This window comes from Staphylococcus sp. FSL W8-0271 (genome assembly GCF_038006605.1).
Lineage (GTDB): Bacteria > Bacillota > Bacilli > Staphylococcales > Staphylococcaceae > Staphylococcus > Staphylococcus cohnii.
The window spans coordinates 1,316,578-1,339,518 of the sequence record NZ_JBBOVM010000001.1 but is presented as its reverse complement, the minus strand read 5'-3'; the positions used below and the strand labels follow the sequence as shown (position 1 = coordinate 1,339,518).

Sequence of the window (22,941 nt, the reverse complement as noted above, 5' to 3'; positions counted from 1 at the left end):
TTTAGCGCAATCGCTTACAAATGAATATATTTATTATTTTTAAAACGAAAAAAACACTTCCGTATAAATTCATTTTTTATTACGAATTCAACGAAAGTGTTTTAATTTCACTCCATAAATTGAAGTTATTATTTATTTATGTTAATAAATATATTTTAAAGCCTGAATTGTGTATGTCTCTGACAATTTTAGGTCTTCTGAGATAGTTATTCAAAAACTAACTATTATAAAATATCTAAATTATTCTTCAATCCATTGTGTATGGAAAATACCTGAACGATCTTTACGTTCATAAGTATGTGCACCAAAGTAATCACGTTGTGCTTGGATTAAGTTAGCTGGTAAATTTTCTGAACGATAACTATCATAGTAGTTAATACTTGCTGAAAAACCTGGTGTTGGAACGCCGTTTTGAACGCCTGTTGCAACAACGTCACGTAAAGCTTCTTGATAATTCGTAACGATATCTTTGAAATAAGGATCTAACAATAAGTTTTGTAGATCGCTATCATTATCATATGCTTCTTTAATTTTTTGTAAAAATTGAGCACGGATAATGCAACCTTCACGCCAAATCATAGCAAGCTCACCAAGTTGAAGGTTCCATGTATTGTCTTCACTAGCTTTTCTCATTTGAGCAAAACCTTGTGCATAAGAACAAATTTTACTCATGTACAGTGCTTTACGGATTTTTTCAAGGAATGCTTCCTTATCACCTTCAAATTTGGCATTAGGTCCATTTAATTGTTTTGAAGCATTTACACGTTCTTCTTTAATTGAAGAAATAAAACGAGCAAATACAGACTCAGTGATAATTGTTAAAGGGATTCCTAATTCTAAAGCATTTATAGATGTCCATTTGCCTGTACCTTTTTGGCCAGCTGTATCTAATATTTGTTCAACTAACGGACCATTTGTTTCATCATCTAATTTATTGAAAATATCACCAGTAATTTCTATTAAATAACTTGATAATTCACCAGCATTCCAATCTTTAAATGTTTGAGCAATATCTTTATGCGACATACCTAGCAAGTCTTTCATCATTGCATAACTTTCTGCAATTAATTGCATGTCAGCATATTCTATACCATTATGAACCATTTTAACGTAATGACCCGCACCATTTGGACCAATATAAGCTACACATGGTGCACCGTCTTTTGCTTTTGCTGATATTGCTTCTAATATATGACTCACTTTATTAAAAGCTGCTTCTTGTCCACCAGGCATAAGTGAAGGCCCAGTCAATGCACCAACTTCACCGCCAGATACACCCATACCAATAAAGTTAACACCACTTTCAGCTAAAGCTTTGTTGCGTCTGATTGTATCTTGATAATTTGTATTACCACCATCAATTAAAATATCATCATCATCTAATAATGGTAATAGCGTATCAATTGTTGCGTCTGTTGCTGTACCAGCCTTTACCATTAATAAAATTTTACGGGGTTTTTCTAAGGAATTTACAAATTCTTCCATTGAATATGTTGGATGTATGTTTTTTCCTTCAGATTCTTTTACCATTTCATCTGTTTTTTCTGAAGAACGGTTAAAAACTGATACACTGTATCCGCGTGATTCAATATTCCAAGCAAGGTTTTTACCCATTACGGCTAAACCAACTACACCTATTTGTTGTGTCATTTAACTAACCTCTCTTATTAAAGTTTTCTAGTACATTGTATCACAAAGGTATCTTTATATTCACTTAATCAGTTTATAGATTGTTTAATAAGCACATCGTTGATACTTAAAAGTTGGTTAGCTAACTGATTTAAAGATTTAATTGAAATTCTTTCTTCAGTAGTGTGAATGTTTTCATAACCGACACCTAAAATGACTGTTGGTATACCAAGTTGATTGATTATATTACCATCAGATCCGCCACCAGCAATGACGGTATTTGCCTCTAAACCTAAAGATAAAGCGCTAGATTTTGCTATAGAAGTAACTGTTGCATCATCAGAAATTTTAAATCCTGGATAACTTTTGATGATTTCTACTTCTGCATGACAATGATACTTTTTTGCAGTTGTTTCAAATACAGATTTCATATGATTCACTTGTTTGATAATACTTTCATCTGAATGTGAACGTGCTTCTGCATTTAATGTTACTTTTTCAGCCACAATATTAGTAGCTGATCCACCTTCAAAGCGCCCGATATTAGCTGTAGTATATTCATCTATTCGACCTAAGTTCATTTCACTAATTGCTTTTGCAGCTACATTTATTGCGCTAATTCCATGATTAGGCGTACTGGCATGTGCAGTTTTTCCAAATATTGTGGCATTTAATTTCATTTGAGTTGGCGCACCTACTACTGTTGTACCGACTGGAACACTTGCATCAATCGCAAAGCCATAATTTGCGTCTAGTAAAGTTTTATCAATAGTTTTCGCACCTTCTAAACCTATTTCTTCTCCCGCAGTTAAAATAAATTGTATTTGACCATGGGGCAAATTTTGTTCATTAATGACACGGATAAATTCTATAATAGCTGCTAAACCTGCTTTATCATCTGCACCTAAAATTGTAGTTCCATCTGAGTATATGTATCCATCTTCTTTTACAGTCGGTACAATATTTTGACCTGGTACAACCGTATCCATGTGACTTGTAAAATATATTTTCTCAAGATGTTCAAAATTTGGAGTAGCCTTTAATGTGCATATTAAATTATTAGCACCTAATGCTTCATTTTGAATACTTGCATTGTCTTCACTGATATTTATATTTTGTTGTTCCATCAATTTTTTTAAATGGTTTTGTATAGTTTGTTCATTTCCACTTTCTGAATCAATTTGAACGAGTGTTAAAAATGTCTCTAATAGACGTTCTTCATTTATCATATTTATCCCCTTTTCTATAATCACAATTTATTTTAGTTTACATAAGTTTAAAGTTTAGTAAAACAAATATGTTTATACGTATTAGACTTGTTATGTTATAATATACATTGTTAAAATAATGATATTTAAAATTATTGTGGATGCTTCAAAGTACAATAATAATTAATAAGATGCATTGGGTATATTATGGAGGAATAAAGATTGAATAACAATAAAGTGCTTAGATTTATAATTGTAGTTATGTTGGTAGCAGTAGTACTTGCACTAATCTTGACAAGTATAGTTCCTTTAACGAGTTAAAATTATAAACTTAATTTTATCTTAACTTTAAAAAATTTTTGTCTATCGGATTTGGTCATAAATCCGTTTAAAATAGCACTTAGGTGATTTAATTCAATTCATCTGAGTGCTATTTTTTTATTCAATGTTTCGTATTGTTGGCTCCCTTTCTTAAGCGACAGCTTTATCCTGTAGTTTTCAACTTCACTCAAGCGTCTCGCTAAAATACGTCGCATTTATATGTATTTTCACAATATATTACTATGAAAAAAATAAGGAGAAATTATAACTAAAAATATTTCAAAGTCCCAATCAATCAAAAGCCTTCGGAACCAAAAACAAAAGAAATTTACAATCAAGAAAAATTATGGCCTAGGTATAAAGAAAATAGATGTCATTTTCTTACCTAGGCCAAGGTGATTATTATTGATGCTTTCTATGAAAAAATTGTTGATTTTGTATCTTTATGTAATTTTAAGGATCCAAATTGTGATTTAACTTCTAAATATTCTTCTAATTCATTGAGTAGTTGTTTAATACTAGCTCTAGTTCTAAATGAAGCATGTGTATTTGGTAACTCTAATTGTTCTAACTCTATTTTAATTTCATACAGAGAATGCAATCGTAACACCGTATAGTCATTACTATTTACGTTATGAGCCACTTCCAAAAATAAACTGCTGATTTTAGTTAACAGCGTATCTTTCGTTTCAATGTTTTGTATCATTTTAGACATTCTTTCAAGTAGTTCTAATTGCTCTTCTCTCATATCAAAATAATGATAGTAAGAATTTTCATTACGTACAAAATGATTTTTAACATCCCTAAATGCAATTGATTTTGCCTTTTGAATCGTAAGTTGTAATTGGTTGAATGAAATACTTAATGAAGCATTAGGTTCTTTACAAGTATTACTAAACGTTTCAAAAATTGTTGTAAATTGATTTTCTATTTCTTCTTTATATTGTTTAAGTTTAAAGTCTAGGCTAGGCATGATTAGATTCATTATAAATGCAATACCAAGGCCCACAATTAATAATAAAATTTCATTGATAAACAAATGCATGTCAATCACTTCAGCATTAAATACATGCAACAAAATGACACAACTTGTAACTACGCCTTCCTGTACTTTAAATACAACAGTGAGCGGTATAAAAAATAAGACGATTAGACCTAAAATAATAGCATTTTGACCGAAGTAACTGAAAGCTATTGACCCTATTATAAGGATTAATATACAAGATACAAATCTAGATATAATTGCTTGAAGTGAATGCACTTTGGTATGTTTAATACAAAGCACTACTAAAATGGCACTAGAAGCAAAATTATCTAATCCCATTAATTTAGCAATGATAATTCCTAGTGCCATACCTACAGCAGTTTTAATTGTTCTAAATCCGATTCGATATGGATTTAATCGCATCATCGGTGTCAACCTCTATCTTTCAACACAATAAGTATCAAATAAATTTTGTAATTGATTAATAACGTCCATCACATCATGGCCTTCGATTTGATGACGTTCTATCATTTGTGTGATTTCACCATTCTTTATTAATGCAAATGATGGGCTTGACGGTGCGTATCCTTTAAAATAATCTCTTGCTTGTTGTGTAGCTTCTTTGTCTTGTCCAGCAAACACTGTTACTAGTCTGTCTGGTAATTTATCATAATGTAAAGCATGCGTAGCTGCTGGTCTAGCAATTCCACCTGCACAACCACAAACTGAATTAACCATAACAAGTGATGTACCTTCTTGACTGAACACTTTATCAACTTCATCTGCTGTTGTTAATTGTTCATAACCCGCTTCCTCGATTTCATTTCTTGCTTGGCTTACTACATCATTCATATATAAATCAAAATTTAAATCCATATTCAAATCACCTTTCATTATCAATTTATTAATTTCATTTTACTAATATATAGACAATAGTTCAACATGTGTGTTTAATGAGAAAGTAAGTTTACTAATCGTGTAATACTTGAACAATAATCATTAAAAAATAAGTTAGAAATCAAAATAAGCAAAATTGATTTCTAACTTACCATTTTCATATAAATTAGCACTTGTTTATACAATAAAAACTAATAAATACTTGTATTTTCTATAGAGTATTGCTCAATTCTTGTCTTAACGAAATTCATAAATCTACCTGCTTGCAAACCATCTAATATACGATGGTCAATAGAAATACATAGATTAATCATGTGTCTAATAGCTATCATATCATCAATAACAACGGGTTTTTTGATGATGGATTCAATTTGCAGTATAGCGGCTTCTGGGTGATTGATAATACCCATAGATGATACTGAGCCAAATGTACCAGTATTATTGACCGTAAAAGTACCACCTTGCATATCTTCAGATCTTAATTTTTTATTACGTGCTTTTTGCGCTAAATCGTTTATTTCTCTAGCAATGCCTTTTAAGGATTTTTCATCTGCATTTTTGATTACAGGAACATATAATTTTTCTTCATCAGCTACTGCAATTGAAATATTGACATCTTTATGCATAACTATTTCAGAATTTTGCCAACTACTATTGAGTAAAGGATATGCTTTTAATCCTTCTGCAACTGCCTTTACAAAGAACGCAAAATAAGTGAGGTTATAACCTTCATTTTCTTTGAAACTATTTTTATGATAATTTCTTGTTTTAACTAAGTTTGTAGCATCTGCCTCTACCATCATCCAAGCATGTGGGATTTCATTAACACTGTTCACCATATTTTCAGCTATTTGTTTGCGAACACCATTTACTGGGATCGCAGAGCCGGGAGATGGTTCGTTATATTGAACTTGCTTATTGACTTTCGGAGAGTCTTTAGGAGCGATGATTTCTGAGCCTAGTTTATTAGTACCTTCTTTGATTACTTTCTCTATATCTTTTTTGGTTACTCTACCTTCAAAGCCAGTCCCTTTGACTTGTGAAAGGTCAATTTGATGCTCAGACGCAAGTTTGAATACTACCGGTGAAAAGCGTCCGTTATTTTTCGGAAGATTATCTGATGAGTCAATCGTGCTATCATTTACATCAGAGGAATCAGCCATAGTTTGTGTTGCTTCTGATGTATATTCATCTTGTTCGTTTGTAGTATTGTTATCGGTATTTTCATTAGACAGTTCTTCCTCAGTATCTAAATAACAAATCACTTCGCCTACTTCTACTGTTGTACCTTCCTCCACAATAATTTCGCGGATTGTACCAGCATATGATGAAGGCACTTCTGCAGTTACTTTATCCGTAATAACTTCACAAAGTGGGTCATACTCTTCTACTTTATCGCCTACTGAAACGAGCCATTGTTCTATTGTGCCCTCATGCACGCTTTCTCCGAGTTTAGGCATTTTTATTTCCATCATTGTGCCTCCTTAAAATTCTGCGAGTTCACGCATTTTAATTTTTATCTTATCTGGATTAATCATAAACTCATCTTCGAGTGTTGGTGCAAATGGCATTGAAGGAACATCTGGTCCAGCAAGTCTCATTATCGGTGCATCTAAATCAAACAGACAATTTTCAGCAATAATTGCAGCAACTTCAGATATGATACTACCTTCTAGGTTATCTTCAGTGACCAATAAAACCTTACCTGTTAATTTAGCTCTCTCAATAATTGTTTCTTTATCTAAAGGATAGACTGTGCGTAAATCAACCACTTCAACATTTATATCATCTTCAGCAAGCATATCAGCTGCTTGAATACAGTAATTGACACAAAGACCATAAGTAAATACAGTTATATCATCGCCTTCACGCTTAACATCTGCTTTACCAATTGGGACGGTATAATACGATTCAGGTACTTCTTCTTTAAGTAAACGATACGCTTTTTTATGTTCAAAATACAATACGGGATCATTGGATTCTATTGATGAAAGTAATAGACCTTTAGCATCATATGGTGTGGAAGGAATAACTATTGTGAGACCCGGCGTAGAAGCGAAAATGGATTCAACACTTTGTGAATGATAAAGTGCGCCATGTATACCTCCACCAAATGGAGAGCGAATAGTAATAGGACAATGCCAATCATTATTAGAACGGTATCTCATTTTTGCTGCTTCACTCATAATTTGGTTCGTTGCAGGTAAAATATATTCAGCAAATTGAATTTCTGCAACTGGTCGTTTACCTAACATAGCAGCACCAATACTAGTACCTACAATATTCGATTCAGCAAGTGGTGTATCTAATACTCTTGCTTCTCCATATTTTTGCTGTAAACCTAACGTGACTCCAAACACGCCACCTTTTTTTCCTACATCCTCACCCAATACAAAAACGTCATTGTCTTTTTCCATTGCTTGGTCTAGGCCTTGATGAATTGCTTCTAAATAAGATAATTTAGCCATTATTTAAGCTCCCTTCTTCGTAGACATATGTGTAAGTTTCTTCTGGTGATGGATAAGGTGCTTTTTCAGCTTCTTTTGTTGCTTGATTTACAATCTCTTTATGTTCTTTTTCTATTTCATCTAACCATTGTTCATCAATGATACCTTCTTCTAATAAAAAAATTTTGAATTTTAGGTTGCAATCTAATGATTTTAACCCATCACGTTCTTCTTGTGTACGATACTTGTCATCATCATCTGATGAGTGTGCAGTCATTCTTGTACACATTGCTTCGATTAATGTCGATCCCTCACCATTCAATGCGCGTTCTCTTGCTTCTTTCATTACTTTATACATTGCTATCGGATCATTACCATCGACATGCTCGCCATGTATACCATAACCAATAGCACGATCAGATAATTTTTCTGCACCATATTGTAGCGTGTCGGGTACTGAAATTGCATATTTGTTGTTTTCAATCACACAAATAAATGGAAGATTATGAACACCAGCAAAATTGAGACCTTCATGAAAATCTCCTTGGTTTGAACTACCTTCTCCCACAGTTGCCATAGCAATATTAGGTTTATTATCCATTTTTAATGCTAATGCAGCACCTACAGCGTGTAATATTTGTGTTCCAACAGGAGAACTTTGAGATAATATACCTTTTTCTCTTTTTCCAAAATGAGAAGGCATTTGTTTTCCACCGGAATTTATATCATCACGTTTACCGAATGCAGCTAACATTGAGTCTAATGCTGTCATGCCCATATAAGTTACAAACGCTAAATCTCTATAATAAGGTGAAGATATGTCTCCCTCATGCATAGCATATGCCATACCTATCTGTGTCGCCTCTTGCCCTTGACAACTTATGACAAATGGGATTTTCCCAGCACGGTTTAAAAGCCACATACGCTCATCAATTTTACGACCTAAGTCCATCCATTTATACATGGTTTGTAAGTCAAACGCTTCGAGTCCAACTGATTTATAATCAAACATCTTATTTCCTCCTTATTTAAACATGAATCGCTCTGTTTTCAACTTTTAAGCCTAACTCCATTAACACTTCAGACAGCGATGGATGAGCATGAGTAGTTAATCCAAGTTCTAGAGTGGAGCCATTCATAAATTGCATTAATGATACTTCATTAATTAATTCTGTTACGTGCGGACCGATCATATTAAGTCCAAGTACAGTATCATTATCCTGATCGATTATGATTTCGCAAAAGCCTTTTTGATTTGTAACATCTTCTATAACAGCTTTGCCGATTGCTTTAAACGGAACTTTAAAGGCTTTTGCATTAAACTTTTTAGATTTTGCTTGTTCTAAATTTTGCCCAATACTTGCAACTTCAGGTTGCGTATAAACACATTTTGGCATTTTATCATAGTCAACGGATATTGGTGAAGCATCAAACATATGGTCGATTGCCGTTATGCCTTCTTTAGATCCTACATGTGCGAGTTGTAATTTACCGATACAATCGCCTGCAGCATATATATGTTTGTCTTGAGTTTGTTGATATTCGTTTACGATTATATGGTTGGCATCTGATAGTTGTATTTTTGTATTATTCAAGCCAATATCATGCGTATTTGGCTTTCTACCAATTGCGACTAAGCATTTTTCAAAATGAGCCGTTTCATCATTCAATAAAATATTGATACCAGAGTCTTCAATTGAAACTTGTTCATTTGATAGTTGTGTATTTTCATAAAATTTCACACCACGTTGTATTAAATCATTTTTTAATGTATTTGCGATGGATTTACTCTCGGTCGGTAAGATACGTTTACCTGCTTCTATGACAGCTACTTCAACCCCAAAATCTGTCATTAAAGATGCGAATTCTAAACCTATGACACCTCCACCGATGATTGCCAGTGATTGGGGTAATTTATCTAGTTTTAATATATCATCACTGGATAACACAGTGTTTCCATCAAATGGTAAAAAGGGTAAAGGCAATGGAGATGAACCGGTACAGATTAATACATTATTATTTGGAATTAATTCCGATTCACCATTTTCGTATTCTACTGAAATAGTACCGCTTTGAGGTGAGAAAATAGATGGACCTAATATTCGTCCAACCCCATTAAATACGTCAATTTTATTTTGATTCATAAGTTGTTCAACACCTTTGAACATTTGTTGGACAACTTCTTTTTTACGTGCTTGAATGCGTGAAAAATTTAATTTAAATGCATCTACATCTACACCAAATTCACTCGAATTTGCTACTGTTCTTAATACATCAGCTGATTTCAAAAGTGCTTTTGTTGGTATGCATCCTTTATGTAAACATGTGCCACCTAAAAGTGACTTTTCTACAAGTGCAACTTTTTTCCCTAATTGAGATGCTCTAATTGCTGACACATACCCAGCAGTACCTCCACCTAAAATTACTAAATCATATTTTTCGTCTGCCATATTTTTACTCCTAACTGTAATCTTAGTATTATGTCAATAATCGTATTTAAACAAAAAATTGAGCAAAGTAATTGAAAATCAATATATAACAACAAAATTAAATTCATAACAGATTTAAATTTTTATTAAACTGAATTGTTTGAAATTAATTATTTTAAACATGCGAATAAAATCACCTTTGAGTTTTAAAAGTGATTTCAATGCGTGTTTTTTAATTTTCTAAACTCCTTCATTTTTCAAATACTTTAATTCTACACTTTAAAAGAATTGTCTAGTTAATGAAATATTGATGATTACTATGATTACAATAAGTCTTTTATAGAAAAATCGTATTCTTCATCCTTTACTTAATACAAGCGCAAAATAATAATTTTCTATTCATTTATATCCTTTACTATCTTACATCAAAATTCAATATTATAAAATTAATAACCCAAATAATAGTGTAAAAATTCAAATATAATTAGAAGTTAAATCCATTTTGCGACTTCAAAGCAAGTAATAATGAGTTTAATTTATTTTGTTTACTTTCTGTCCTCGATGTGAAGACAATAGGGAATTTTGCTCCTAGTAACAAACTAGAAACAGAAGCATTGCCAAAATAAGTTAAAGATTTTAACAATACACTCCCAACATCTATATTGGAAACTAGAAGTGCATCAACATTACCAGCAATACTAGATGTATTATTTTTTTCAATTGCTCTTTTTTTACTGATTGCATGATCAAAAAGAATGGGGCCATCTATTTTCACATCTGTATCAGATGTTCGATTGAAAATATTTTTTAATTTTTCACCATCTATAGATGACAAAATCTTTTTAGATGCTTGTTCTACTGAAGATAATAAACCTATGTTAAATTCATCATAACCTAGCGTTTTGCTGAAAGTAGTTAAATTTTTAATGATTTGCTTTTTCTCTTCAATTGTCGGAGCTACGTTATATGCGACATCACTAATCATTAAAGTTTTGTGATAATTAGGTATACTAAAGCATGCAACATGATTTAAAAAGCCATATTGATCTATAAAGTTTTTATTACTTAAAAGAAAAGAAATCATTGATGTGGCTTTCATTTTCCCTTTCATTAAAACGGTAACTTTTCCTTGTGATAGATCTTCTGAACATTGTTTTAGTAATTCGTAATCACTTGAAAATGTTAGCACATGAATTCTATTTAAAATTTGTGGTTCTAAATCAAAAGAACGTATGATTTCCGTAGTGTCTTGGGTATCATAAATAAAAATATCTATGTTAGTTAATTCTAATGCTTTAACTAATACTGCTATCATTTTCTCATCATTTGCATATAAAACCGCTACATTTCCAGCCATTGTTTCACATGGTTCAACTAATTGTTGGAATCGCATAAAATCAACATCCTTCACCGATTATTTATCAAATTCAGCTAGCACTAAAAATAACAATAATGAATTTAAATTTTTATTATAGATTGTGATTCTGTTCTATCATTTCCTTAGCATTTTGTCTGGTTAATTTTGTCACAGTAGCACCTGAAATCATTCTCGCTACTTCATCGATACGTTCTTCTCCTGACAATTCTTTAACTTGCGTTGTTGTTCTTTCATCATCTGTATTTTTACTAATAAATAAATGATGGTCACTCATTGATGCAACTTGTGGTAGATGCGAGATGCATATCACTTGAATGTGTTCAGCCAGTCCTTTCATTTTTTCTGCCATCTTTTGAGCAGCTTTACCAGACACACCAGAATCTACTTCATCAAATAAAATGGCTGTTTGGCCTCTAGTTTTTACAAAGATAGTTTTTAACGCTAACATAATTCTGGACAATTCTCCTCCAGAGGCTATTTTATTTAAGCTTTTTAAAGGTTCGCCTTTATTTGGACTGATTAAAAATTCTACAAATTCTATACCTTCTCGATTAGGTGAGTCTAATGGTTTAAATGAAATTTCTAAATTAGCATCGTTCATCTGAAGGTTTTGGATTTCATCTACAATATGATTACGCAAAGATTGAGCGACAATTCTTCTTTCTTGTGATAACTTTTCCCCTAATTGCATAACATTTTTATATAAATCATCTATTTCTTGACGTAATTGAGCAGTACTTTCTTCATAGTTTTCAATCTTATTAATTTCGTCAGCCATTTTATCTTGATACATAATGAGTTCATTGATATCTTTACCATATTTACGCTTTAAGCTATTTAATAAATTCATCCTGGATTCTAATTCATTTAAATATTGTTCATCAAATTCTGTATTCGTTAAATCATCATATAATTGATGTTTAGCGTCTTCAAGTGTGTAATAAAACTGGTCGACATCTTCTTTTAATGCATCGTATTTTTCCGGTAAAATTTCACTGATTGATTGTAATTGATGACTCAATTCGTATAAACGATCTGTAATGGCATGCTCATCCGTTAATGTAATATGTGCGTTGTTTAACGCTAAACTAAGACTTTCGGAATTTTGAATACGTTTGATATCAGTTTCAAGTTGTGGGACTTCGTTTTCTATAAGATTCGCTTCTTGTAATTCATCATATTGAAATTTCAACAAGTCTAGCCGTTGTAATAATGCTTGATCAGCTGACTCTAACTCAGCTAATTCTTTTTTCTTAGCTTTATATTTATCAAAAGTATCAACATACGATTCAAGTAGCGTTTGATATGTATTTTCTGCATAACTATCTAATAAATGTAAATGATATTTTTGTTTTAATAATGTTTGTGTTTCATGTTGGCCATGTATATCTAACAATTCTTGCATTATTTTTCGCAAATCTTGTAAAGTAACTGTTTGATTATTAACTCTACAAATACTCTTACCAGAGCTAAATATTTCTCTTTTTACTAATAAAAAGTCCTCATCTATATCGATTGATAAATCATGAAGTATTGAAATGGCTTCTTTACTATTATCAATATCAAAGATACCTTCAATCACTGCTTTTTTCTCACCGTGTCTAACATAGTTTGATGATGCACGCATGCCAATGAGTTGCCCAATTGCGTCTATAATAATTGATTTACCAGCACCAGTTTCACCACTTAAAACAGTTAAGCCATCACCAAAACTCACTTCTAATTCATCTATAATTGCGAATTGTTTAATCGATAAGGTTTGTAGCATTCATAATCACTTCCTTATACTTATAGTAAATTAAAGATACGCGTTTTAATTTTTTCGCTTGCAGATTCATCTCTGCATATAATCAAACAAGTATCATCACCACAAATTGTGCCTAGCACTTCATCCCAGTCTATTTGGTCTAGGATTGCGCCAATTGATTGAGCGTTGCCAGGTAATGTTTTAAGTACTAAAAGATTACCTGTACCATCAATATTTACAAATGAATCCATTAAGTAACGACCGAGTTTTTCTAAGGGATGATATTTTCTGTCATTAGGTAAACTATAAACATATTGACCAGAAGGTGTGGGTACCTTAATTAATTGTAATTCTTTAATGTCGCGAGAAACAGTTGCTTGAGTTACATTTAACTCATATTCATTTAAACGCTTTACCAATTCATCTTGTGTTTCAATTTTTTCATTAGATATAATTTCTCTTATTTTAATATGTCTTACTGATTTTTTTGCCATGTATAGCACCTCTATAAACGAATATTTATACAATAATTTTAACATATGGATGATGACACTACTACTAAAGTTAATTTAATTGAAATACTTTTATTCACTGTTATATATACTACTTGCCTATTTCCTAAGATTGTTTAATATTGCACATACTTCTATTTTATAAGGCTAATACTGTTACAATTTTAGTGGCAAATGAATATTTATTTATAAAATTATAAATTCGTTTTAATAAAAAAATCATGCTACGATCAGTAGCATGACTAAATGTTTGAAATAATATAAAAGGACAATAACAGTTACTAAGTCTTTTAAGATTCTCTATTATTAAATAATTCAATTATAAATTTTAAATTACTTGTGTCATATTGCTCAGGTAAACGAGCTAAACAAGCATATGCAGATTCAGTATGTGATTTTAACTTCTCTTCTGCACCATTTTGTCCTAACAATGAAACGTAAGTACTTTTATCATTTTCGATATCACTACCTGTAGCTTTTCCTAGTTTTGCTTCATCGCCGTAAATATCTAATAAATCATCTTTTATTTGAAACATTAATCCTAAATGCTCACTATATGATTCTAATAAACCGGCGACATTTGTTTCTGGTTCAGCAATATCTACTGCAGCCATTACAGCAAATTTTAATAACGCCCCTGTTTTAGCATGGTGTATATGTTCTAATGTATTCAGGTCAACTGAAGATCCTTCACCTTCGCTTTGCATATCTAGCGTTTGGCCGCCCACCATACCTAAATGTCCACTTGCAGATGACAAGCGCTTGATAAGTTTTACTTTAACATCATCTTTCAGATTGTCATCATTAATAATAATATCAAAAGCTTTAGTGAGCAATGCATCACCAGCAAGTATTGCTTTCCATTCACCATATACTTTATGATTTGTCAATTTGCCTCTTCGATAATCATCATTATCCATTGCCGGTAAGTCATCATGAATAAGAGAATACGTATGTACCATTTCTAATCCAAGTGCTGAAGAATAGCCAAGTTTATAATCCTTTGCTAGCATATCCAGTGTTAATAAAAGCAAAACAGGTCTAATTCGTTTACCACCTGCTTCTAACGAATATCTCATGCTATTTTCTAAATCTGTATTTAGTGATGAATTCGGAATTGAATTTTGCAATAATTTATTTATTTCACCAGTTAAATTGTCAATTTTATGATTCATCATGATTTTCTTCCTTTTCAGTTTCTTCATCGCTTTCAACATTTTCTTCAGACATAAGTTCATTCACTTTTCTTTCAGCATTTTTCAATGTTTCATCACAATTTGCTGATAATGTCATACCTCGTTGATATAAGTTTAAAGATTCTTCTAAAGAAACATTTTCATTATCTAATTTTTGAACTATATTTTCTAATTCTTTCATCATTTCTTCAAAACTTTGTGATTTATTCGTCATCTTTACACCTTACTTTCATAACTTGTGCATCAACAGAACCGTCTTTCATTGTTAATACAATATTATCATTTTCAGTTAAATCGCTCGTGCTCGTTACTATCCTATCTTCTTTATTCACAATCGTATAACCACGTAACATTGTATTGGTTGGACTAAGATTATTCAAATTCTCTATTTTATTAGTTAAATTATTTCTTTGTTTTACAATGAGGTGATTCATTAATTTTACAAGATTCGTTTGTTGTTGATTGATCGTTGCTTGTTCTCTCTGAATACTTTGTTTGAAATGTTTTAAGTTGAAATTCTGTTTTATTAATTGTAATTTTTGTACCTGTTGATTGACTTTAAAGTTTATTGATAAATTAAGTTGTTTCTCTAAATCATCACGTTTTTGGATCTGTTGATCATATAACAAAGTTGGCGTTTTAAATTTATAGTATGAAGCAACATGTTGTAGATACTGTTTTCGATGTTGAATTTGTTGTTTCATAAACCTAGTTAGAGAAAATTTTTGTTGCTGAATATATTGTCTTAATTCATATTGATCAGGAGTAGCCATCACTGCTGCTTGTGTAGGTGTTGCTGCACGTGCATCTGCTACGAAATCACTAAGTGTAAAGTCTGTTTCGTGACCCACTGCTGATATAATTGGTGTTTTACATGTATAAATCGCTTTTACAACATCTTCTTCATTGAAGTTCCATAAATCTTCTATAGAACCACCACCACGACCAATTATAATAGTATCTACATTTAAATCATCAGCTTGTTTTATTTTTTCAATGATATCATGCTTAGCCTGCTCACCTTGTACTAAAGTGTTAATTTGAATTTGTTCAACTAAAGGATATCGACTATTGATAGTTGTGTGGATATCTCTTATTGCTGCACCAGTGCCAGCAGTCAACACAGCAATTTTTTCAGGAAACTTAGGAATCATTTTTTTGTGGTTTTGATCAAAATACCCATCTTTGGTTAATTTCTTTTTTAATTGTTCTAATTTTTGATATAAATTACCAATGCCATCTATATGCATTTTATTAACATAAACTTGATAATTGCCACGTCTTTCATATACAGAAACACGTGCTTCTAAAAGCACTTCGTCACCTTCTTTAGGCTCGAAGTCAATTTTTGAAGCATTTCCTTTAAACATCATTGCACTGATTACGCTATTTTTATCTTTAACATTAAAATAAAGATGACCGCTACTATGTTTTTTAAAGTTAGAAAGCTCTCCTTTGAGCAATACATTTTGTAGATGTGGATCCTGATCAAATTTATATTTAATATATTTAGTTAAAGCTGACACACTTAAATAATCTGACATATTATATCACTCTTTTATTCAATATTACTTAATACACCATTGATGAACTTATAATGATCATCATCACTAAATTGTTTTGCTAATTCAACTGCTTCATTGATGATTACTTTTTGTGGCGTTTCGCTATTTAACAACTCAAAAGTTGACATTCTTAATATGATACGGTCAGATTTTAATAACCTGTCGATCGTCCAATCTTTTAAATGTGGCGCAATTTTGTTATCTAACACAGATTCATGATCTTTTACACCAGTAACTAGCCAATTAATAAAATCAAATTCTAAATCCGGATTATCATCTTTAATAAAACTAATTGCTTCATCAATCGTTAAGTCACTATTTTTCATTTCTAATTGAAATAGTGTTTGAAAGGCTTGTGTTCTAGATTCTTTTCGACTCATTATAAACTCCTTTTAGCATTGTACGCTTTATGACTAATATAAAATAGAATTTTGTTAATCACTTGATTATGGAACTCCTGTTTTATGACTACATTAAAGTCATAGTGCTATTTTTAATTTGTAGATACGATATGTGTAATGTGAACATTAATTTGACTTGGTATGATGGTTGTCATCGTAGATAATGAGTTATAAATGGCATTTTGTATTTTTCTTGCAGTTTCTGAGATATTTATGCCGTATGAAAATGAACAATAAACATCTATATGAATACCATCATCTTTTGTATCTACTTTAATGCCACGTGCTAATTGTTTTTTTGTAACTTTTTCAACACTTAGATCTTTAATTTCTTTAAAGTGTCCTTCTAGGCCTTTTATTTCTGAGGTTGCTATACTTGCTATAACAGTCAAAACCTCAGGTGCTATTTCTATTTTTCCTAAATTGGAATGTGATGATTCTGCTACTTTGACCATTTCACAAACCTCCTATTTAGATTATTCATCCATTATATTATAAGTTTCTAAGAAGTTAGTATTAAATTTACCGCTTTTAAATATATCATTATTTAAAAGTCGAATATGGAACGGAATTGTAGTGTCAATTCCTAATACTAAATATTCACCTAAAGCTCTCAATCCAGTCATAATTGCTTCATCTCTTGATGGTTCATGAACAATTAATTTTGCTACCATAGAATCATAATATGGAGGGATTGTATAATTAGTATAACATGCGGATTCGATTCTTACTCCAAAACCACCTGGTGCTAGATATTGTGTAATCTTCCCTGGGGAAGGCATAAAGTTTTTATACGGATTTTCTGCGTTAATCCTAAATTCGATTGCGTGCCCTTTGATTTCAATATCTTTTTGTGTATATGGCAATTTCTCACCCATTGCAACTTTAAGTTGCAGTTTTACTAAATCAATACCAGTTACCATTTCTGTAACGGGATGCTCTACCTGAATACGCGTATTCATTTCCATGAAATAGAATTCATTAGTGTTTAAATCATAAATAAATTCAATAGTACCAGCATTTTCATAATTTACAGCTTTTGCTGCTCTTACTGCTGCATTACCCATTTCTTGTCTTTTAGCATCAGTTAAGATTGGAGATGGTGCTTCTTCCACAAGTTTTTGCATACGTCTTTGAATTGTACAATCTCGCTCTCCTAAATGGATGACGTTACCATAACTATCTCCCATCACTTGTATTTCAATATGTCTAAAGTTTTCAATAAATTTTTCAAGATATAAGCCACTATTACCAAAAGCAGTTTCTGCTTCTTGTTGTGTCATTTTGAAGCCAGTTTCCAATTCTTTTTCATCACGTGCGACACGTATACCTTTACCACCACCACCAGCAGTAGCTTTGATAATAACAGGATAACCTATATCTTTTGCAATTTTCTTAGCTTCTTTAATGTCTTTAACTAATCCTTCACTTCCAGGAACTACAGGAACTTCAGCACGTTTCATTTCTTCTTTAGCTACGTCTTTAATACCCATTTTTTGAATTGATTCATAACTTGGACCAATAAATTTAAGTTGACAAGCTTCACACAGTTCAGCAAAATCACCATTTTCTGCTAAAAAACCATATCCAGGGTGGACACCATCACATCCTGTAGAAGTTGCAATGGATAAAATATTAGGGATGTTTAGGTAAGAATCTTTAGATTGAGTGGGACCGACACAATATGCTTCATCAGCAATTTGAGTATGTAATGCATCTTTGTCTCCCTCAGAATATATTGCTACAGTTTGCAATCCTAAATCGTGACATGCACGTATAATTCTTACGGCAATTTCCCCTCTATTTGCTATTAAAATTTTATTCATTATTTCACCTTAAATAACGGTTGGCCATACTCTACCATTTGACCGTCTTCTACTAGTATTTCAGCAATTTCCCCTGTGACTTCTGCTTGTATTTCATTAAATAATTTCATAGCTTCCAAAATGCATACAGTAGATTCGTTTGAAACAGAATCTCCTACTTGAACATATGGGTTTTCTTCTGGTGAAGGTGATTTATAAAACGTACCAACCATCGGTGCATTTATCGTTTTTAAGTTATCATTTTCTTGAGAAGAACTTGTCTCTTCTGTACTTTGAGCATCGAGTTGATTTGATACAGCCGATTGTTGTGGTGCAATTTGTTGCATCGGTTGTTGTGAAACTTGAGGTGTAATAATCTCAGTTTCTTTCTCTTTTTTTAAATTAACTATATTCCCTTTATCTTCTATATTAATTTCAGTCAAGCTGGATTGATCAAGAATTTCAATTAATTCTTTAATTTCTTTAAAATTCATAAATACTGACTCCTTCAGATTGTTTTCATTACCTAGTTTATTTTACTTTAGTGAAATGTTCAATTCAAGCATATACATATTTTCTATTATAACTCATTAATTACTATATTTAATCAATGGTTAACTATAATTTGTGTCATGATTATTTTCCTTTTACGCATAAATAACAAAAGCCCTTCCATTTAAATAATTGGAAAGGCTTTTTAGTAATTTGCAAGATACTGTATTCATATTATGTGTGAAGTTGATGAATTAAGCTCTTGATACGTAACTACCATCGCTAGTGTTAATTACTAAAGTATCTCCTTCATTAACAAATAGTGGCACATTTAAAGTATAACCTGTTTCTACTGTCGCAGATTTTGTAGCACCGGTAGCAGTATCACCTTTAATACCTGGTTCTGTTTCTGTGACTGTAAGTTCAACGTTTTTAGGTAATTCAACACCTAAAGTTTCATTTTCATAACTTTGAATTTGAACTTCCATATTTGCTTTTAAGAAATTTAATTCGTGTTCTAAATAATCAGCAGATAATTCAATTTGATCGAATGTTTGATTATCCATGAAAACATGCGTATCTCCATCAGCGTATAAATATTGCATACGGCGATTTTCAATCATAGCAGTTTCAACTTTTTCTCCGCCTCTAAATGTTTTCTCTTGGATAGCACCTGTTCTTAAATTACGTAATTTAGAACGTACAAATGCAGCACCTTTTCCTGGTTTTACGTGTTGGAAATCTAAAACTTTCCAAATTCCATTATCTACAGAGATTGTTAAACCTGTTTTAAAATCATTAACCGAAATCATTCAGTTTCCTCCTTAATATAAGGTCTTCTATAAAATAATAAGGTCTTTAGACGATTTAGTAAAGCGTTCGCAACCATTTTCTGTAATTAATATATCATCTTCAATACGTACGCCACCAATTCCATCTAAATATATACCGGGTTCAATTGTAACACAATTATTTAACTCTAATGGAGATTCAGATTTTTTAGATAAATTTGGACCTTCGTGTACGTCTAATCCAATACCATGGCCCAGTGAATGACCAAACGCTTCACCATATCCTTTTTCAGTGATATAATCTCTTGCAACTGCATCAAGTTCTTTTCCGGTCATTCCTTTTTTAGCTGCTTCAATTCCTTTTACATTTGCTTGTAATACAATTTGATATATTTCTTTTAACTGAGCATCCGGTTCGCCTATAGCAAAAGTACGCGTAATATCTGAGGCATATCCATTGTAATAAGCACCATAATCTAAGGTGATTAATTCTCCTTGATTAATGACTTTATCACTTGCTACGCCATGTGGGAGCGCCCCTCTGACTCCAGAGGCAACAATTGTATTAAAGGACGGACCTTCTGAACCTAAATCTAGCATTTTGCTTTCTAATTTTGCTTTCAACTCAAGTTCTGTCATTCCTGCTTTAGCAACCGTTAAAATATACTCATAAGCATCATCAACAATCTGAGCAGCTTTTTGAATATTTGCTATTTCTTGTTCATCTTTGACTTCTCTAATTTTTTCAATTAATCCAGAAATACTTATTAAACTAATATAAGATTTACTTAACTGTAAATAAGTATCATAGCTCACTAAATCACCTTCAAAGCCAACATTTTGCACATTTAATTCTTCAAGTGTTGATTTAATAGATTCTATCAATTGTCCCTGTTGCTTAATTATTTTAAAATCAGTAGCCTGAGTAGTCGCTTGTTCTATGTATCTGAAATCAGTAAGTAATAGTTTTTCTTCATTTGTAATAATAAGTGCACCACTGGTTCCAGTGAATCCAGATAAGTAGCGTCTATTATAATCAGATAAAACGATAATTGCTTCTAAATGCTTTGTTTTTAGAGCAGCTTTTAATTTATCTATTCTATTCAACAGTAATCACCCTATTCAATAAATTTGTACATTTCCAATATATACATTAAAATGATAGCATAATTAATGTATAAATTTATAGTTTTTGAATTAGGAGAGAGTTATGAAGAAAAAATTATTCGCTATTTTAAGCGCTTCGTGTATACTCGCTGGGTGTGGGAGCCAAAATTTAGGGCCATTAGAAGAGAAAACAACAAAACTTCGCGATGAAAATCATAAATTAAAAAGTGATATTCAAGATTTAAAATTAGAAATAAAAAAAGAAAAAACAAATATTACTGCATTAGAAAAAGATAAAAACAATATTAAGAATGCAAAAAGTAATAAAAATAAGCTGAATCATATTAAGGCGTCTTCTGAATATTATCAAGATGTCGCAAAAGCAATTGATGATTATAATAATATTGAAGATGAGGTTTCAAAAAATAAACAAAGTGAAAAAATTCAAAACAAATTAACAGATATTACTAATAAAATTGATGCTGCTTTTTCTACATATAAAAATAAAATTGATAAAGATAAAATGAATGCTGAAGATAAAAAGAAACATAAAAGTATTACTAAATTAAACAAATCACTAGATTCAGCTATGAGTGATATAAGGGATGGTTATAACGAAAAAGATAAGAAGAAACTTAATAAAGGTCAAACTACTTTATCAAAAGTAAGTATAAGTAATGAGTAACGTGATATATAAATAGGAGTGTTTATTTTGAAACAAGCAATATTCTATATCGTAATCGCAATTGCATTAGTTGGTTTAATACTTAACTTAGATGCATTTTTATTTAGTTTTGTAAAAATGGCCATAAGTTTAGCTATTTTTGCAGGTATAATTTATTTAATTTACTATTTTTTCTTTTTAACTGAAGATCAAAGAAAATATAAGCGTGCCCAAAGAAAGTATAGAAAAAGAAATAAAAAGAGATAATGTTAAACTTTAAAAGTTTAACATTAACGAAAAATCAAAGCATTCACCCTACAATATTTGAAAATATTGTAGGGTGAATGCTTTTTATAAAGAATATAATTATTTTCGATAAGTCCATTCTGATGATTTGTACTTTTCAATTAATGCTTCAACTTCATCATTTTGTTGTGGGGTTAATTCTAAAGGTTTTAAATTGATATTTAATCCCTTTTTAAATCCACTTTCGAATGCGCTTTCCATTTCATCTATAGTAATGTAGCGATCAGAAATATCATTAATTGCTACTGCTTTATCAACAAAAGCTTGTTTCATTTTTTCTTTCAATCGGTCATTTTTAAATATAAACATATCAAACAAATCATCGATATCTATATCTTGTAACAATGAACCATGTTGCAGTATAACACCTTTTTGTCTCATTTGAGCACTTCCTGCAATTTTACGTCCTTCTACAACTAATTCATACCAACTCGAAGCATCGAAACAAACTGCACTTCTTGGTTGTTTTAATTTAGACCTTTCTTCTTTGGATCGTGGAATAGCAAAAGAAGCATTAAAACCTAATGTTTTGAATCCTTCAAGCAAACCCTCAGAAATGACCCTATATGCTTCTGTAACAGTTTTAGGCATGTTCGGATGGGATTCTGGTACAATAACACTATAAGTTAATTCTTTGTCATGTAAGACGCCTCTGCCGCCTGTTTGTCTTCTAACAAGGCCGTAACCTTTATCTGTCACCTTGTCTATATCAATTTCTTTTGTCAATCTTTGAAAGTAACCAACTGAAAGTGTAGCTGGATCCCATGTGTAAAATCTTATTACTGGGTCAATCTCACCTCTGGAAACAAAATTTAATAACGCTTCATCCATTGCCATATTGTAAAATGGATCATTACTACCCGTGTTGATAAAATGCCATGTTTCAGTCACAATCAAAACTCCATTCATTAAAATTAAATTGTGATAACATCCAATGTGTGTTATCGTTTTCAATAATTGTACAAAAATGTCAGTATTATGTAATTATCATGATAAAAATATTTTGATAATTTATGCTAACAGTCTTATAATATATAATATCGGTTAATTAGGGAGGATGC

Annotated in this window: 23 protein-coding genes and 1 pseudogene; 3 read left to right on the top strand and 21 right to left on the bottom strand. The window is 31.4% G+C overall.

Annotated features, from left to right (window positions below; all coding sequences use genetic code 11):
• Window positions 1–240 precede the first annotated feature (240 nt).
• Both gndA and NST87_RS06650 read right to left on the bottom strand, forming a co-directional pair.
• Entirely contained in the window at window positions 241–1,650 is a 1,410-nt protein-coding gene (gene gndA, locus NST87_RS06655) for an NADP-dependent phosphogluconate dehydrogenase (protein ID WP_019468369.1), read from the bottom strand.
• A gap of 68 nt (window positions 1,651–1,718) precedes the next feature.
• Window positions 1,719–2,858, bottom strand: a complete 1,140-nt coding sequence (locus NST87_RS06650; protein ID WP_019468370.1) for a M20/M25/M40 family metallo-hydrolase — start codon at window positions 2,856–2,858, stop codon at window positions 1,719–1,721.
• A gap of 210 nt (window positions 2,859–3,068) precedes the next feature.
• Here NST87_RS06650 and NST87_RS06645 point away from each other — a divergent pair.
• Window positions 3,069–3,158, top strand: a pseudogene (locus NST87_RS06645) (hypothetical protein); the annotation flags it as partial.
• 415 nt (window positions 3,159–3,573) lie between these two features.
• On the opposite strand, the gene NST87_RS06640 reads toward NST87_RS06645, so the two are convergent.
• From NST87_RS06640 to NST87_RS06555, 18 genes are all read right to left on the bottom strand, one after another.
• The gene (locus NST87_RS06640) at window positions 3,574–4,569 is read right to left on the bottom strand and encodes an aromatic acid exporter family protein (RefSeq protein WP_019468371.1); all 996 of its coding nucleotides are present in this window, start codon (window positions 4,567–4,569) and stop codon (window positions 3,574–3,576) included.
• Window positions 4,570–4,581: 12 nt separating this feature from the next.
• Window positions 4,582–5,019 (bottom strand): bacilliredoxin BrxB, encoded by a 438-nt coding sequence (gene brxB, locus NST87_RS06635; protein ID WP_071560143.1) that lies wholly within the window; start codon window positions 5,017–5,019, stop codon window positions 4,582–4,584.
• Between the two features lie 212 nt (window positions 5,020–5,231).
• Entirely contained in the window at window positions 5,232–6,512 is a 1,281-nt protein-coding gene (locus NST87_RS06630) for a dihydrolipoamide acetyltransferase family protein (RefSeq protein WP_019468373.1), read from the bottom strand.
• A gap of 12 nt (window positions 6,513–6,524) precedes the next feature.
• Entirely contained in the window at window positions 6,525–7,508 is a 984-nt protein-coding gene (locus tag NST87_RS06625; protein WP_019468374.1) for an alpha-ketoacid dehydrogenase subunit beta, read from the bottom strand.
• Window positions 7,501–8,499, bottom strand: a complete 999-nt coding sequence (locus NST87_RS06620) for a thiamine pyrophosphate-dependent dehydrogenase E1 component subunit alpha (protein ID WP_340721454.1) — start codon at window positions 8,497–8,499, stop codon at window positions 7,501–7,503. Before NST87_RS06620 ends, NST87_RS06625 begins: the two co-directional genes overlap by 8 nt.
• Window positions 8,500–8,515: 16 nt before the next feature.
• Entirely contained in the window at window positions 8,516–9,937 is a 1,422-nt protein-coding gene (gene lpdA, locus NST87_RS06615) for a dihydrolipoyl dehydrogenase (RefSeq protein ID WP_340721453.1), read from the bottom strand.
• A gap of 463 nt (window positions 9,938–10,400) precedes the next feature.
• Window positions 10,401–11,309, bottom strand: coding sequence for a phosphate acyltransferase (locus NST87_RS06610; RefSeq protein WP_019468377.1), 909 nt, complete (start codon window positions 11,307–11,309; stop codon window positions 10,401–10,403).
• A gap of 76 nt (window positions 11,310–11,385) precedes the next feature.
• Entirely contained in the window at window positions 11,386–13,062 is a 1,677-nt protein-coding gene (recN, locus tag NST87_RS06605; RefSeq protein WP_071562505.1) for a DNA repair protein RecN, read from the bottom strand.
• Between the two features lie 20 nt (window positions 13,063–13,082).
• On the bottom strand, window positions 13,083–13,535 hold the full coding sequence (gene ahrC, locus NST87_RS06600; protein WP_019468379.1) for a transcriptional regulator AhrC/ArgR: 453 nt from the start codon (window positions 13,533–13,535) through the stop codon (window positions 13,083–13,085).
• Between the two features lie 308 nt (window positions 13,536–13,843).
• Window positions 13,844–14,731 (bottom strand): polyprenyl synthetase family protein, encoded by an 888-nt coding sequence (locus NST87_RS06595; protein ID WP_019468380.1) that lies wholly within the window; start codon window positions 14,729–14,731, stop codon window positions 13,844–13,846.
• Entirely contained in the window at window positions 14,718–14,963 is a 246-nt protein-coding gene (locus NST87_RS06590; RefSeq protein WP_019468381.1) for an exodeoxyribonuclease VII small subunit, read from the bottom strand. Before NST87_RS06590 ends, NST87_RS06595 begins: the two co-directional genes overlap by 14 nt.
• Window positions 14,953–16,293: an exodeoxyribonuclease VII large subunit gene (gene xseA / locus NST87_RS06585; protein ID WP_071560407.1), complete on the bottom strand. Its 1,341-nt coding sequence runs from the start codon at window positions 16,291–16,293 to the stop codon at window positions 14,953–14,955. Before xseA ends, NST87_RS06590 begins: the two co-directional genes overlap by 11 nt.
• A 14-nt stretch (window positions 16,294–16,307) precedes the next feature.
• Entirely contained in the window at window positions 16,308–16,694 is a 387-nt protein-coding gene (gene nusB / locus NST87_RS06580; protein WP_019468383.1) for a transcription antitermination factor NusB, read from the bottom strand.
• Window positions 16,695–16,807: 113 nt separating this feature from the next.
• Entirely contained in the window at window positions 16,808–17,170 is a 363-nt protein-coding gene (locus NST87_RS06575) for an Asp23/Gls24 family envelope stress response protein (RefSeq protein ID WP_071560408.1), read from the bottom strand.
• Window positions 17,171–17,191: 21 nt separating this feature from the next.
• Window positions 17,192–18,541: an acetyl-CoA carboxylase biotin carboxylase subunit gene (gene accC, locus NST87_RS06570; protein ID WP_040030036.1), complete on the bottom strand. Its 1,350-nt coding sequence runs from the start codon at window positions 18,539–18,541 to the stop codon at window positions 17,192–17,194.
• Window positions 18,541–19,014 (bottom strand): acetyl-CoA carboxylase biotin carboxyl carrier protein, encoded by a 474-nt coding sequence (gene accB, locus NST87_RS06565; RefSeq protein WP_019468386.1) that lies wholly within the window; start codon window positions 19,012–19,014, stop codon window positions 18,541–18,543. Before accB ends, accC begins: the two co-directional genes overlap by 1 nt.
• Before the next feature lie 252 nt (window positions 19,015–19,266).
• The gene (gene efp / locus NST87_RS06560; protein WP_019468387.1) at window positions 19,267–19,824 is read right to left on the bottom strand and encodes an elongation factor P; all 558 of its coding nucleotides are present in this window, start codon (window positions 19,822–19,824) and stop codon (window positions 19,267–19,269) included.
• 27 nt (window positions 19,825–19,851) lie between these two features.
• Window positions 19,852–20,910 carry a M24 family metallopeptidase gene (locus NST87_RS06555; protein WP_071560409.1) on the bottom strand — a complete coding sequence of 353 codons (1,059 nt, stop codon included), beginning with the start codon at window positions 20,908–20,910 and terminating at the stop codon, window positions 19,852–19,854.
• Window positions 20,911–21,013: 103 nt separating this feature from the next.
• Between NST87_RS06555 and NST87_RS06550 the strand changes: the two genes are divergently transcribed.
• Together NST87_RS06550 and NST87_RS06545 are read left to right on the top strand one after the other, a co-directional pair.
• A complete protein-coding gene (locus NST87_RS06550) occupies window positions 21,014–21,595 on the top strand; it encodes a hypothetical protein (RefSeq protein WP_340721449.1) in 582 nt (193 codons plus the stop codon).
• Window positions 21,596–21,622: 27 nt separating this feature from the next.
• On the top strand, window positions 21,623–21,841 hold the full coding sequence (locus NST87_RS06545; RefSeq protein WP_071560410.1) for an SA1362 family protein: 219 nt from the start codon (window positions 21,623–21,625) through the stop codon (window positions 21,839–21,841).
• A 99-nt stretch (window positions 21,842–21,940) separates the two neighbouring features.
• Here NST87_RS06545 and NST87_RS06540 read toward each other — a convergent pair whose 3' ends face one another.
• A complete protein-coding gene (locus NST87_RS06540; RefSeq protein ID WP_019469336.1) occupies window positions 21,941–22,771 on the bottom strand; it encodes a lipoate--protein ligase family protein in 831 nt (276 codons plus the stop codon).
• Window positions 22,772–22,941: the final 170 nt, after the last annotated feature.